Below are 14,242 nucleotides of genomic sequence, written 5' to 3' on the forward strand. Positions count from 1 at the left end.
GTTTTGCGGGTGCCTGAGACGCCCGCGCCTCAGCGCCGGCCGCGCGGGGCCTCGGCCTTGGCCGGCTGCTCGGTCTGCGGGCCGCAGCTCGCGGCCGCCAGCGTCGCCTGCGCCTGCGGCATCAGGCCGGGCTCGGGGGCGAGCGCCTTCATCACGATCAGGCCGGTTGTGCTGGGGGAATCGATGATCAGGCGGTCGGCCGCGGTGACCTCTTCGTCCTCGGGCAGCTCGTTGTGCTGCGCCTCCGTCATCAGGTCGAGCTCGATCACCTTGCGGCCCGCCGAGCGGTCGTTGATGGCGTAATAGGCGATCTCGTTGCGGGTGTAGAACGACACCGAGGTGTAGGCCTGGCTCACCGGCACCGTCAGCTTGATCGGCCCGCTTGTGAGGTCGTAGCGGCAGATCGCCAGCGCAAAGGCCGGGTCCATGAACGGCATCGGCGAGGTCTGCGGATCGGCGAGGGGAAGCTGGCTAACGCCGTTGAGCTTGGTCATCGGCGTCAGCCGCGAATAGGCGTCCTGCGTCGCGATCCGCGGCAGCGCCAGCACGCTGACGAGGTGGACCACGAGGCCGAGCACCACGCCGGCAACGACGGTGAACAGGAGGCGGATCATGAGCAGCCCGCCGTCGTGATGGTGGGCATCGGCGCATCGCGCTGGGTGCGCGTCGCAACGCCGACCGGGGTGTCGTAGAGGCGCAGCATCAGTGCGTAGCGCTCGATGCCGCCGGTCGGCAGCCAGTTGCCGGCGCGCGAGCGCGAGGCGATGCGGATCTCGAACGAACCGTCGGACTGCCGCACGATCTCCTGGCTGGTGAAGCCGTAGCGCTGCAGCGAATTGGCGACGAGATGGCCCTTGCGGTCGTACAGCGTCAGCGTCCAGAACCGCGCCGGCGGCGTCACGCCGGAGACGATCACGTCGCAGCGGCCGTCGAGCGCCTTCTTCTTGTCGTCGGCGGTGGCGGTGAAGGCGACGCCGTCGCCGGTGCCGATCGGCAGCTCGCCGTTGCGCACGATGGTGGCGCGCGAATAGGGATCGACGTCGGCGGTGCCGGTGCGCGGGCGGGCGGTCCAGGCGCCGATGGTCAGCGCGCCGATCTCGGTGCCGCGCGTCGTCGTCATCCAGGTCGCACCCAAGCCGACCACCGTCGCGAGCAGAAGGGCCGTCAATGTGATCAGGATCAGCCGCACTTGTTTCGATCAGTTCTTGCGTGGGGCGGACGCGTTGGCGTTCTCTTCCGCATAGTTCTGCGGGAAGGCGAGCGCGCTCGTCGCCGAGGACGGCCTGGCCGCCTTGGTGTCGGCATCCGCCGATTTCTTTGCCGTCCTGGCGGCGTCATCCAGCAGCTTCTCGACGCGCACCAGGATATCGGCGCCGCGCTTGGTCAGCACCGGCGGCGGACCCGGCTTGGTCTCCAGCACCTTCGGCGCCGCGTTGGCCTGCGCGTTGCTCACATGCTGCGGCGGCAGCTTCTGGCCCATGCCGATGCCGGGGATTTCCCGGACCTCGACGCCCTGATGCGCCGCGAGCATGATGTCGTGCCAGGTCTGCGCCGGCAGCGAGCCGCCGGTCATGCGGTTGGTCGGCGAATAGTCGTCGTTGCCGTACCAGACCGCACAGGTGAAGTTGCCGGTGTAGCCGACGAACCAGGCGTCGCGATAAGCATTGGTGGTGCCGGTCTTGCCCGCGGTCGGAATGCCGTCGAGCGCGGCGCGTCGCGCGGTGCCTTCGCTGACGACGTGGCTCATCATGCCGGCCATGTCGGCGGCAACGGAGGCGGGGATCGCCTGCCGCGGCTTCGGGCCGTCGCGGTCCCAGCGCCAGACGAGGTCGCCGGCGCCGGTGCGCACTTCGAGCACCGAATGCGGCGTCACCGCCTTGCCGCGGTTGGGGAAGGTCGCGTAGGCGACGGCATGCTCGAGCACGGTGACTTCGTCCGAGCCGATCGGCAGCGACGGCGTGTCGGGCAGCGGCGCCTTGAGGCCGAAGCGGCGCGCGACCTCGACGATCTTGGCGCGGCCGATCTTGGCCGGGTTCGGCGCCTTCGGCTGCTCCTTCTGGCCAATCGCGATCGACAGCTTGACCGGCACGACGTTGATCGAGCGCGTGATCGCCTGCGTCAGCGTCACCGAACCGGAATAGGAATGGCCATAGTTCTGCGGGCACCAATTGCCGATGCAGACCGGGCCGTCGACCACGATCGAGTTCGGCGTAAAGCCGTTCAGCAGCGCGGTGGTGTAGACGTAAGGCTTGAACGACGAACCCGGCTGGCGATAGGCGTCCGTGGCGCGGTTGAACTGGCTGGCGCCGTAGTCGCGGCCGCCGACCATGGCGCGGATGCCGCCGTCGAGATCGGACACGACGGTCGCCGCCTGCGTTGCGTGATAATCGCGGCCGAACTGGCGCAGCTGGTTCTCGACCGCGTCTTCCGCCGCCTTCTGCACATTGGCGTCGATCGCGAGCCGCACCACGAAGACGCGCTCGGTGTACGACTTCGGGAAGGTGTCGACCAGCTTGCGCATCTCGTCGAAGGCGTAATCGAGATAGTAGTTCGGCGAGGCCTCGTCGCGGCGGTCGACCGCGAAGGCCGGGTTGCGGCGGGCGCCGAACACCTGGCCCTCGGTCATGAAGCCGGCGTCGACGAGGTTGTCGAGCACGACGTTGGCGCGGGCGCGCGCGGCCGGCAGGTTGATGTGCGGGGCGTATTTCGTCGGCGCCTTGAACAGGCCGGCGAGCATCGCCGCTTCCGAAAGCGTCACGTCGCGTGCGGATTTGTTGAAGTAGAAATGCGCCGCGCCGTCGACGCCGAAAGTGCCGCCGCCCATATAGGCGCGGTCGAGGTAGAGCTTGAGAATCTCGTTCTTGGTCAGGCGCCATTCCAGCCAGACCGCGAGGAAGGCCTCGTTGACCTTGCGTTCGATCGTGCGCTCGTTGCTGAGGAACAGGTTCTTGGCGAGCTGCTGGGTGATCGAGGAGCCGCCCTGGCGGACGCCGCCGGCTTGCGCGTTGGTCACGAGCGCGCGTGCGGTGCCGGCGATGTCGATGCCGAAATGCTCGTAGAAGCGGCGGTCTTCGGTCGCCAGCGTCGCCTTGATCAGCACGTCCGGAAAGTCTTCCAGCGGGATCGAGTCGTTGTGCTTGATGCCGCGGCTGCCGATCGGGGTGCCGTAGCGGTCGAGGAAGCTCACCGCGAGATCGGACTTCTTCAGCCAGTCCTCGTCCGCGGTCTCGCGGAAGGCGGGGATGGCGAGGGTGAGCATCACGACCAGGCCGCCGAGGCCGAGGGTCGCGGCTTCCGACAGCGGCTCGATGAACACCCAGCGCTTCCAGCGTCCGACATAGAAGCGGTCCATGAAGGTCGAGTAGCGCTCGTAGAGCTCGCGGATGCCCTTGGCCGAGGAGAACAGCGAGGAGTCGATGCGCGCATCGAGGTCCAGGAAGAAATTCCGGACCCTGGCCTTCCAATGCGGTGGTATGATCTGGCGCACCTAGAACCCTTGAGGCTCGGTTCGAAAGCGTTCAAGCACCCGGCCGGGGGCGGCATCGAGACGTCTTGAGGGAATGTTGCGGCAAACCCAAGGCGCCCGGCCAGCATCCGAGGGACTTGCTGTTCCTTCTAGCCGAGCGGGGCCCATAAACCAATGGTCAGGCTCGCGATTTTGAACAACAAGCCTAATTGACCCCGGTTCATTACGGGCCTCAAAGGCGCGTTGCTTGCACCACCCCGGCCGCACGCCCTAGATGGCTTGAGCCGTAGCTCTTTCGAACTTTTGTTGAGGCGCATGACCGCAGTTCCCAAACGACCTTCAGGCCAGGAAGGATTCTTCTGGAAAACCAAGACGTTGGAAGAGATGTCGGCGGGCGAATGGGAAAGCCTGTGCGACGGCTGCGGGCGTTGCTGCCTGAACAAGCTCGAGGACGAGGACACCGGGCAGATCTATTTCACCCATATCGGCTGCAAGCTGCTCGATGGGATGAGCTGCGCCTGCAAGGACTATCCGAATCGCTCCGACAAGGTTCCGGACTGCGTCCGCCTGACCCCGGCCAATGTCCGCACCCTGAACTGGCTGCCGCCGAGCTGCGGCTACAAGCTGGTTGCGGAAGGACGCGATCTCTATTGGTGGCACCCGCTGGTCTCCGGTGATCCCAACACCGTGCACGACGCCGGCGTCTCCGTGCGCGGCCGGGTCGAAGGTAGCGAGGAGGATATTCCGGACGAGGAGCTGGAGGACCACATCGTGCAATGGCCCGCGCTGCTGCCGAAGCGGGCCCGCCTGAAGCGACGTCCGAAGGACTGAGCTGCCGCACGCTTCCGATCACGTGTTCGGGATGGCCCGGGGGCGGGATGCACCCATGCGCCGCGGTGCCTGCCCGGGACAAACTTTGCTGTCTACATTGGGCTGCATAGAACGAATCCTTTGCGGCGTTGTGCCGCCACACGGCATCCGAGCGAGATGAACAAGTTCGACCGGCGGAGCAGTTCTGCCGACATCCAGACTTTGCCTGACGATATCGCCGAGGAGCTGTCCCGGCTTCCGAGCGAAGTCATCAGCGTCGATGACGCGCCGTCGATCGCGCCGCCGGTGCCGCTGTCACAGGACGAGGTCCGCACCATCGTCATCAGCCTGATGCTGACGATGTTCCTGGCAGCGCTCGACCAGACCATCGTGGCGACCGCGCTGCCGACCATCGGGCGCCAGTTCCAGGACGTCTCCAATCTCTCCTGGGTCATCACCGCCTATCTGCTCGCCTCGACCGCGGTCGCGCCGGTATTCGGCACCTTGAGCGACATCTACGGCCGCCGCGTCATGATCATCATCTCGCTCAGCCTGTTCGTGGCGGGCTCGGTGCTGTGCGCGATCGCGCCGAACATGCCGATGCTGATTTTGGCGCGCGGCCTTCAGGGGCTCGGCGGCGGCGGCATCATGCCGGTCGTGCAGACGGTGATCTCCGACGTCGTCTCCCCGCGCGAGCGCGGCCAGTACCAGGCCTATTTCTCCAGCGTCTGGATGGTCGGCGGCATTCTGGGTCCGGTCATCGGCGGCGTGTTCGCCGAGCATCTGCACTGGTCGATGATCTTCTGGATCAACCTGCCGCTCGCGGCCGCGGCCATCGTGATGCTGCTGCCGAAGATGAAGAAGATCCCGGTGTTCCACCGCAAGCGCAAGGTCGACTGGCTCGGCGGCGTGCTGCTGATGGCCTCCGCCGTCGTCTTCATGCTGGTGCTGACCTGGGGCGGCACGCGCTATCCCTGGCTGTCGCCGACCGTGCTGGCGATGGTGGGCGGCGCGGTCGCGCTCGCCGTCAGCTTCGTCTGGCACGCCCGGCGGGCCGACGAGCCGTTCCTGCCGTTGAAGCTGCTGACCGGATCGGTGGCGCCGTTCGCGCTGACCGCCGGCGGCTGCGGGCTCGGGGCGATCACCGGCCTCACCGTGCAGCTGCCGCTTTATTACGAGTCGGTCTACCATTTGAGCGCAAGCGAGGCGGGGCTTGCGCTGATCCCGCTCGCGGCGGTCTCGACCGTCGGCGCCGCCGTCGCCGGCCGCACCATGGCCCGCGCCAAGCACTACAAGCGCGTCGCGATCATCGGCACGTCCTGGGCCGCGCTGTGCGGCCTCGGCCTCACGCTCACCACCTTGCCGCTGTGGGGCTTGCTCACGCTGATGGCGGCGTTCGCGCTCGGGCTCGGCACCACCTTCCCGGTCTGCGTGGTCTCGCTGCAGAACTCGGTGGCGCGTCCGCAGGTCGGCACCATCACCGGCGCGATGAACTTCTTCCGCTCGCTGATGTCCTCGTTCACGGTCGCCGCGTTCGCGGCGATCCTGCTGATCGCGCTGGGCATCGACGTTCCGCTCGCCGGCGAGCACCACGCCGCCGGCGCCGTCGCTATTCCCACTGAGGACATGCGCCACGCGTTCCGCTACGTGTTCGGCGCCGCCACCGCGCTGATGACCACCGCCGCGCTGTGCCTGATCGCGATGGAGGAGCGGCCGCTCGCCGGCCCTTCGGCGAAGCAGCCCGTCGAGCTGGCGGAGTAGGCGCCTAGCCGCCGCGGTCGGAATCGTCGTCGACATTGCCTGCGCCCGTCGTCCGGGCTTTCGCCGCAAGCTGCGCTTTGAGCTGTGCCAGCGCCTCGGCGGACCAGTCATGGACATCGGTCACCGCGATCCAGGCATCGACATAATGCTCGGGCGCATAGACGTGGCCAAAGCCCATCGGCGTATTGGTCGCAACCGCCATGTCGAGCGCGAGCTGCAGCATCGTCACGATCGGATACCATCGCAGCTCCGGGGACACGTCCGGCCCGCGCGGCGCGCTCATCCAGGCCGGGGCCTGGTAGGCATCGCGATAGGCGAAGAACGTGATCGCGTCGCTGGCATATTGCAGGTAGACGACGCGCATCGGACCCCACGGCGCGTCTGCCGGGACCGTCGGTCCGTTCTGGTTCATGAAGCGCACGAAGCGGCTGTCGCGGAATTCCGGCAGCCACGCCGGCGATCCCGGATTGCGGTTCGCAGTGATCGAGCGCCAGAGGCGGCTGTCGAACGGCGCCCCGCTCCATAGCGCGCCGGCAATGGGATCGCCGATCATCTCGAACAGTTCCGCGGATTTCTCCGAGTTCATGGCGCCGAGGCTGAGCCCGTGCAGATACAGCTTCGGCCGCTTGTCCCTCGGCAGCGTCGTCCAGAAGCCGTAGATCTCCGCGAACAGCGCGCGCGCCGCCTCCGCGCCGTATTCGGGCTGAAACAACAGCGACATCGGGCTGTTGAGATAGGAATATTGCATCGCGACGCTGGCGACATCGCCATGGTGGAGATATTCGACCGTATCCATCGCGGACGGATCGATCCAGCCGGTGCCGGTCGGCGTGACGACGATCAGGATCTTGCGTTCGAAACCGTGCTGGCGCTTGAGCTCCTCGAGCGCAAGCCTGGCGCGCGCCTGCGCGGTGGCGCCGCCGGCGAGGCCCACATAGACCCGGCCCGGGTCCCGCGCTGGCCTTCCGCTGATGGCGCTGATCTCGGTTGCGGTCGGACCCGAGGCGATGAACCTGCGTCCCGTACGTCCGAGCTCGTTCCACTTCACCAGCGACGCCGGGCCTCCTGTCCGATCGGAGGCGGTTGGTTGCGGGCGCTCGGGCTCGTGCAAGGCGTCGAGCTCGCGGAAGGATGAATCGAGTGCGCGAAACGCCGTGTTGATCAGGACATTGCTGGCGATCGACCAGAACAGCAGACCTGCGGCGAGTACGCCGATGACGTTGGCGAGTTTCCGCGGAATGACGCGCCTCGTGTGCGTGGCGAGGAAGCGGGCGAGGAGCGCGAACAGCCGCCCCAGCACCAGCAGCACGACGAACGTGATCAGGGCGATGACGCAGACCTTGAGCGGATGCGCGGTCTCGACCGGCGCCATCTTCATCACGGCGCGGATCGAGTTCTGCCATTCGGCTGTGCACCACAGGAAGACGATGACGACGAGCAGGCAGGCGGCTGCCGCCAGCGCATTCGCAATCGATCTGGCGCGCGCCGAAGGCTCGGGCAGCTCGAGATAGTGCCACAGCTGCCGCCACAGCACGCCGGCGAAATAGCCGATCGCAAAGCAGCCGCCGGCGAGGACACCTTGCGTGAGATAGCTCCTCGGGATCAGCGTCGGCGTCAGTGCAGCCGCGAAGAACAGCGCACCGAGCACGAGGCCAATGCCTGATAGCGAGAGGAGTTGTCGCCGAACGAGCCGCGCCAGATTCATCAAAACGTCTCCCGGGCGAAATTGTCCTCAGGGCTTGTCTGAAAAGCTGCTCTTGCGTGGCAGAAGAATCGTGAATTCGGTGAACTCGCCGGGCGTGGTCGCGACGTCGATGGTGCCGCCGTGCTGCTTCACGACGATGTCGTGGCTCATCGACAACCCGAGACCGGTGCCTTCGCCGGCCGGCTTGGTGGTGAAGAACGGATTGAACATCTTCTCCTTCACCTCGTCCGGAATGCCGGTGCCGTTGTCGCGGATGCGGATTTCTATGCTCTCGCCCCGGTCGCGGGTCGTGGCGATCACCGCCGGCTCGTAACCGGCCGAGCCGACCTCTGTCTTGCGCTTGGCCACGGCGTAGAAACCGTTCGTAATCAGGTTCAGGAGCACCCGCGTGATCTCCTGCGGGAACAATTCGGCTGAGCCTGCCGCCGGATCCAGGTCGCGCATCAGCCTGACGTCGAACTGCGCTTTCTCGGCACGCGCGCCGTGATAGGCGAGGTTGAGGCTCTCCTCGACCAGCGCGTTGACGTCGCTCAGCCGGTGCTCGCCGCCGCCCTCGCGGGAATGCAGCAGCATGTTCTTGACGATGGAATCGGCGCGCCGTCCGTGCTGCACGATCTTAGCGAGATTGTCCTTCAATAGCCCGGTCAGCTCGTCGACTTCGCTGCGGACATCGTCTGCGAGTGGAACCGGCGCGAGCGCCTCGTTCAGCTCATCCGTCAGCTCGGCGGAGAGGGAAGCAAAATTGTTGACGAAGTTGAGCGGGTTCTTGATCTCATGCGCGATGCCAGCGGTGAGCTGGCCGAGGGAGGCGAGCTTCTCGGTCTGGATCAGCCGGTCCTGCGCGCCGCGCAGATCTTCGAGCGACTTTGCAAGTTCGCTGGTACGGGCCTGTACTTCGTCGAACAGGCGCACATTCTCGATCGCGATGACGGCTTGGTCGGCGAAACTGGTAACGAGTTCGATCTGCTTTTCGCTAAACGGCCGGATCGCGCGACGGGCGAGAACGATGGCGCCAACGGTGCTGCCTTCGCGCAGCAAGGGCACACCCAGGAAGCTGCGCGGATTGCCGCTCAATTCCTGGCCTTCAAAGAAGTAATCGGGGTCTTCGAGCACATCGGTGACATGGACCACCTTGTCGCCGAGCAACGTCCTGCCCGTGATGGTACGCCTATCTGCCCGGACCGGAAGATCTCTTACATATTCGACGAATTTGGCTGGAAAGCCGTAGGAGCCCGCCCGGAAATAGGTGCTGCCGGATTTGCGGGTAATCGCCGCCATATCGGCTTCGCACAGTCGCGCCGCCGATTCGACCAGCGTATCGAGCACGGCCTGCAAGTCGAACGCCGAGCGGCTGATAACCTTGAGCACGTCGGCAGTCGCCGTCTGTTGTTGCAGCGCCTCGGTCAGATTCTCGGTGCGCTGACGCAATTCGCTGAGCAGCCGCGCGTTCTCGATGGCGATCACGGCTTGCGCCGCGAACTGCTTCAGCAAGGTGATCTGCTTCTCCGAGAAGGGCCGGTTCTCCTGCCTGAAGATCATGACGTTGCCGACCACGCGCTCGTCCTGGAGCAGCGGCACCGCGAGCAGGCAGCGGGCGCCGCCGAGATCGACCAGCGCCCGACGGTTCGGCTCGCCGCTGCGATAGACGTCCGACTCCAGCAGGTCGACGATTTCGACGAACGGTTCGCCCTTCAAAAGACGCGCCGGCGCAGTCGCTGGACCATAGTTGAGGGGCGCCTTGCGCCGGAATTCATCGTAGGCAGGGGGCAGGCCGTAAGTGGCGGCTGTGCGGAACTGCGTGCCGTCGTAGGTATTGAGCACGCCGAAACTGGCGCCGCAGAGCTGCATTGCCTTGCTGAGCATCGCCTCGAATACCGGCGCGAGATCGCCGGCCGATCGGCTGATGACGCTGAGTACCTCCGATGTCGCAGTCTGCTGCTCCAGTGACTCCGCAAGCTCGTGCGTCCGCGCCTGCACCTCGTTGAACAGCCGCGTGTTCTCGATGGCGATCACGGCCTGGTCGGCAAAGGTCTGGAGCAGGGCGATCGCCTTGTCCGGGAAAGGACCGGCCTCAGGCCGCGTCACGCCAATGGTGCCGATCGCAACGCCGTCGCGCAGCATCGGGATCACGAGGATGCTGCGATAGCCTCTGGTGCGCGCCAGCTCCTTCATGGCGTCCGTGAGGTCGCCTTCGTTCTGCATGTCGCTGCGGAATGCGAACTTTCCGCTCGTCGCCACCCGGCTGTGAATGCCGGATGCCGACAGCGGCGCCGGGAATAAGCTGAGCAGATCCGCGTTGCCGGCCTCGTTGTCAGTGGTGAAGGCCGCCAGGTGCAACAGGCCGTCGATGACGCGGGTGACGGCGGAGGAATGTCCGCCGATCAGCGCCTTGGCGCTGTCGGATATGGCCTGGAACACCGGCGTGACGTCGGCAGGCGAAGCCGCGATCACCTTGAGGATGTCGGCGGTCGCGGTCTGACGCTCCAGCGCCTCCCGCGTCGCATTGAACAGGCTGACATTCTTGATCGCGATCACCGCCTGATCGGCGAAGGTCTGCAGCAGCCGCACATGATGTTCGGCGAAGGCGCCGGTGGCACGGCGCGTTGCGATGATGATGCCGATGGCTTCGCCCTCGCTCATCAGCGGCGCGAACAGCATGCTGCGATAGCCGCGGGCGCGCGCGATGTCGCGCGCGGCCGGCTCGAGCTCGGTGTCGGGCAGTTGCGCCGCCGCACCCTTGGCCACGAGATGGTAGGGCGGGAACTGCGCGAACGGTACCGGGAACGAGGCCTGGAGCACGCGATCGCCGGCCGGATCGGTCGGCGTGAACGCGGCAAGATGCGCAGCGCCCTCGACATAGCGCAGCACGGCCGTGGAGAAGCCGCCGATCAGCCGGTTGGCGTTGGCCGCAATGGCCTCGAATACCGGCTGCACGTCCGAGGGCGAGGCCGCCATCACCTTCAAAATGTCCGCCGTGGCGGTCTGGTGCTCCAGCGCCTCGCGCGTCTCGTTGAACAGGCGCGCATTCTCGATCGCGATCACGGCCTGGTCTGCAAAGGTCTGGAGCAGCTGCACGAGGTCGGGGGCGAACGCGCCCGGCTCGGCGCGGGTGACGCTGATCATGCCGACCGGCGTGCCCCGGTTCATCAGCGGCATGAACAGCACGCTGCGGAAGCCGCGCAGCCGCGCCAGATCACGGTTCAGCTGCGGCACGTCAGCGGCTTCGCTGTCGGGAAACTGGATCGTCTCGCCGCCACGCACCAGCGCAAAGGTCGGAAACTCAGCGATCTTGCGCGGGAACGACGCACTGAGCCCCGCGTCCGCCTCCGGGCTGGTCGGCGTGTAGGCCACGAGGTGCAGCTCGTCGCCGATGAACTGGAGCACGGTGGCGGAGAAGCCGTCCAGCAAGCGCTTGGAACTCGACGCGATCGCCTCGAACACCGGTCGGGCATCGGAGGGCGAGGCCGCGATGGTGCGCAGGATCTCCGCGCTGGCGCTTTGGCGATCCCGCGCAGTCGCCAGCGCGCTGCGCAGCTGCGCGTTCTCGGCTGCGAGCTCATCGGCGACGTCGTGGGAAGGGTTGGTCATTTGCGATCCGGCTTGATGCCGCGACAGGCGCGGCACCGGGGCGGATTATCACATTCCCTGCGGCCGGAGCCAGCGTCCGGCCCGTCTCACGTCCCCGGCCGCGACACCTCCGTCTCCTTGCTGGTGATGAACTCCAGCAGCACCGGGATGCCCTCCTGCGTCTTCTGGATGCCGCGCTTGATCGCGGGGACGATGTCCTCCGGCCTCGTCACCCGCTCGCCATAGCCGCCGAAGGCGCGCGCCATTGCGGCATAGTCGCCGGAAATGTCGGTCGAGCGATATTTTTCGGTCGAGACCGGCATCACCTTCAATTCGATCGCCATCGAGAAATTGTTGAGCAGGATCGACATGATCGGGATGCGCTCGCGCACCGCGGTCTCGAAATCCATGCCGGTGAAGCCGATCGCCGCATCGCCCCAGACATTGATGCAGAGCTTGTCGGGCTTTGCGAGCTTGGCGCCCATGGCAAGGCCAAGGCCGTAGCCGAGTTGCGTCGTCTTGCCCCAGCCGAGATAGGTGAGGGGTTTTGTCGATTTCCAGAACGGGGAGAGCTGGTCGCGCGGACTGCCGGCATCGTGCGTGATGATGGTGTTGTCGATGTCGACGGTGTGTTGCAGGTCCCATAGCACGCGATAGGGGCTCAAGGGGGCGTCATTGCTGGTGAGCTTCGGCATCCATTTCGCCAGCCACTCCTTGTGCGAGGCCGCGATCTCGGCCGCGACCGCTGAAGCGTCACGATCGGTGGTGACGGTCTTGCCGATCTCCTCCAGCAGCGCGTCGAGCACGAGGCCGGCGTCGCCGACGAGACCGATCCTGGCCTCCACATCCTTGTTGAGATGGTTGGGATCGAGCGTGGAATGGATGATGGTCTTGCCCTTCGGCATCGCGATGCCGAAGTTCGTTTCGGTGAAGGAGCAGCCGATGCCGAAGATGACGTCGGCTTCGCTCAGAAATTTCGGCACCGCGCGCGGCACGGCGAGCCCGCCCGAGCCGAGCGAGAGCGGATGCGTTTCCGGGAACGACGATTTGCCCCCTAAGCTGGTGGTCACCGGGATCGCCAGCCGCTCCGCGAGCCGCTTCAATTGCGGCCAAGCCTGCGCGTAATGCACGCCCTGGCCGGCATAGATCACAGCACGCCTGGCATTGACGAGCAGGCTGGCTGCCTCCTTCACGTGAACAGGGTCGGCGCCGTAGCGGGTGCGCAGCACCGGCGTGTAGTCGAGCGGCTCCGGCACCTCCTCGTTCCACATGTCGGAGGGGATTTCGACGATCACGGGGCCGCCGCGGCCGTTCTTCAGCTTGGTGAAGGCGCGGCGGAAGATGTTGGCGACCTCGGCCGCCAGGATGATCGGCTCGGACGATTTCGCGAACGGCTTCATCGCCTCGCTGGAATTGAAGTTCGGCTCGATATGCGCAAGCCGGCGCTGATAGCCCATCGGCAGCACCAGCACGGGAACGGATTCGCCAAAGCACTGAGCGACGCCGCCCATCGCATTCTCCGCGCCGGGTCCATGCTGCATGCAGAACGCGCCGATGCTGCGGCCCGACGTCACCCGCGAGATCGCGTCCGCCATGTGGATGCCGACGCGCTCCTGCCGCACCATCACGGGGCGGATCTCGGCCTTGGCCGCATGCTCGATCAGATGGTTGACCGGATAGCCGCAGAGGATCTCGATCCCCTCGCGCCTCATGATTTCCGCAATGGCGGTGCCGAGCTTCATGGCGTCTCTCTCCCGGGGCAGGCCGGTTGGTCCGGCGTTGGGGGGAGAGGATCAGGAAATCGGGGGAGGGTAAAGTGCGGGGACGCGAAGGAGGCGGTAGGTCAGCTATGCAGCGCGCTGCCGTAGCCCGGAGGGAGCGAAGCGCAATCCGGGATAACTGCACCCGCTGGCGCCGGCCCCGGATTTCGCTTTCGCTCCCTCCGGGCGACGGGAAGCTCCGTCCTACTTGCAGTTTCGGCAGATCATCAGCTTGCGCTTCAACGCCTCATCTTCCTGATCGATCAATTGCTGAGCCGTGTTGCCTTGCGTATCCGGATTGGGCGTGGAGCTCTTTGCGGCGCGCGACCTGATCGGTCGCGTCGCCCGATCCGGAGTGTCATTGTCGTCACTGGTGGCACGGAAGCCGTCATAGTCGGCGGCAGAATTCGGCGCTTGTGGAAGTCCGCCAGTCGCAGGTGTCGGTACCATCCTGTCCGACGCTGCCGGGGAATTTTTGGCATTCGACCGCGGCGGCGATGCCTTGGGCGGAGCAAGCGAAACCGGCGGCGCGGTCTGTCCCCTCGCGCTGTCCTGAGACCAGACGCCGGCAAGCAAGAGGCTGAGTGCCAAGAGCGTCACGCTTCTGATCCGCATCTTCAACAGCTCCGGTCCATCGATTGACAGCATGGTTCGTCGAGCCACGCCGTGCTGAAGACTATCAGGACTCACATGGCGGTCAAAGTTCCGTAGCCGGATCCGGGGAAAATGCATCTGTGGGAGCGGCGCTCGAATTCGGCTCCGCGGCATCGGGGGCTACGATCGCTTGTGTTGCCTGTCGGGCAAAACACACCAGCGGTGGGTCGAGAGCTCCGCGCAAAAATATTCGAATTTACAGAAGTTCGGTTTTGCCGTACAAGCCTTCGCATCCCGCCCGCCACAAGGGGCGTTTCGCGATCGTCACGAAGCGCGGGCCGGGATGCGGTGGCCGCGACGGCGTCGGCGCGTGATGATGGCTGCAGGGCGGGGAAACCCGTGAGCAGCGGCAGGCGCGATACGACACGGCGCTGACAGCGTCCCTGTTCGGCCCCGACGGCGAGCGCACGCCAGCCGTCGGGAATGCGGATCGGGATGTGCGCGGACGGAGAAGTCGTGTGGTCCTGACGCCCGGGGTCTGTGCGTCAAGGCTTGCGGAGATGTGGCGGCCAACCGGTG

The 14,242-nt window shown here is 66.0% G+C and carries 9 protein-coding genes; 2 read left to right on the forward strand and 7 right to left on the reverse strand.

From position 1 onward, the window contains the following. Window positions 1-29 precede the first annotated feature (29 nt). The 3 genes from AABA84_RS29715 to AABA84_RS29725 are packed head-to-tail and all read right to left on the reverse strand — an operon-like array spanning window position 30 to window position 3,487. Window positions 30-614, reverse strand: a complete 585-nt coding sequence (locus AABA84_RS29715; RefSeq protein WP_338313915.1) for a DUF1254 domain-containing protein — start codon at window positions 612-614, stop codon at window positions 30-32. Continuing rightward, complete coding sequence (locus tag AABA84_RS29720; protein WP_212251506.1) at window positions 611-1,189, reverse strand: DUF1214 domain-containing protein; 579 nt, start codon at window positions 1,187-1,189, stop codon at window positions 611-613. Before AABA84_RS29720 ends, AABA84_RS29715 begins: the two co-directional genes overlap by 4 nt. A 9-nt stretch (window positions 1,190-1,198) precedes the next feature. Further along, window positions 1,199-3,487, reverse strand: coding sequence for a transglycosylase domain-containing protein (locus tag AABA84_RS29725; protein WP_338313916.1), 2,289 nt, complete (start codon window positions 3,485-3,487; stop codon window positions 1,199-1,201). A gap of 294 nt (window positions 3,488-3,781) precedes the next feature. Between AABA84_RS29725 and AABA84_RS29730 the strand changes: the two genes are divergently transcribed. Then, a complete protein-coding gene (locus AABA84_RS29730; RefSeq protein ID WP_212251510.1) occupies window positions 3,782-4,297 on the forward strand; it encodes a YcgN family cysteine cluster protein in 516 nt (171 codons plus the stop codon). A gap of 156 nt (window positions 4,298-4,453) precedes the next feature. After that, the gene (locus tag AABA84_RS29735) at window positions 4,454-6,037 is read left to right on the forward strand and encodes an MDR family MFS transporter (protein WP_338313917.1); all 1,584 of its coding nucleotides are present in this window, start codon (window positions 4,454-4,456) and stop codon (window positions 6,035-6,037) included. Between the two features lie 4 nt (window positions 6,038-6,041). On the opposite strand, the gene AABA84_RS29740 is transcribed toward AABA84_RS29735, so the two are convergent. The 4 genes from AABA84_RS29740 to AABA84_RS29755 form a co-directional block, all read right to left on the reverse strand. After that, window positions 6,042-7,742 (reverse strand): alpha/beta hydrolase, encoded by a 1,701-nt coding sequence (locus AABA84_RS29740; RefSeq protein ID WP_338313918.1) that lies wholly within the window; start codon window positions 7,740-7,742, stop codon window positions 6,042-6,044. Window positions 7,743-7,769: 27 nt separating this feature from the next. Beyond that, the gene (locus AABA84_RS29745; protein WP_338313919.1) at window positions 7,770-11,330 is read right to left on the reverse strand and encodes a GAF domain-containing sensor histidine kinase; all 3,561 of its coding nucleotides are present in this window, start codon (window positions 11,328-11,330) and stop codon (window positions 7,770-7,772) included. Between the two features lie 86 nt (window positions 11,331-11,416). Then, window positions 11,417-13,072 carry a thiamine pyrophosphate-requiring protein gene (locus AABA84_RS29750; RefSeq protein WP_338313925.1) on the reverse strand — a complete coding sequence of 552 codons (1,656 nt, stop codon included), beginning with the start codon at window positions 13,070-13,072 and terminating at the stop codon, window positions 11,417-11,419. A gap of 201 nt (window positions 13,073-13,273) precedes the next feature. Further along, entirely contained in the window at window positions 13,274-13,684 is a 411-nt protein-coding gene (locus AABA84_RS29755) for a hypothetical protein (protein ID WP_338313926.1), read from the reverse strand. Window positions 13,685-14,242 lie beyond the last annotated feature (558 nt).

Source organism: Bradyrhizobium sp. TM239 (genome assembly GCF_036247985.1).
Lineage (GTDB): Bacteria > Pseudomonadota > Alphaproteobacteria > Rhizobiales > Xanthobacteraceae > Bradyrhizobium > Bradyrhizobium ottawaense.

What these genes read in the sequence shown, in the direction of transcription:
- AABA84_RS29715 (WP_338313915.1), bottom strand. Translation starts at nt 614, where the DNA reads ATGATCCGCCTCCTGTTCACCGTCGTTGCCGGCGTGGTGCTCGGCCTC.
- AABA84_RS29730 (WP_212251510.1), top strand. Translation starts at nt 3,782, where the DNA reads ATGACCGCAGTTCCCAAACGACCTTCAGGCCAGGAAGGATTCTTCTGG.
- AABA84_RS29735 (WP_338313917.1), top strand. Translation starts at nt 4,454, where the DNA reads ATGAACAAGTTCGACCGGCGGAGCAGTTCTGCCGACATCCAGACTTTG.
- AABA84_RS29740 (WP_338313918.1), bottom strand. Translation starts at nt 7,742, where the DNA reads ATGAATCTGGCGCGGCTCGTTCGGCGACAACTCCTCTCGCTATCAGGC.
- AABA84_RS29745 (WP_338313919.1), bottom strand. Translation starts at nt 11,330, where the DNA reads ATGACCAACCCTTCCCACGACGTCGCCGATGAGCTCGCAGCCGAGAAC.
- AABA84_RS29755 (WP_338313926.1), bottom strand. Translation starts at nt 13,684, where the DNA reads ATGCGGATCAGAAGCGTGACGCTCTTGGCACTCAGCCTCTTGCTTGCC.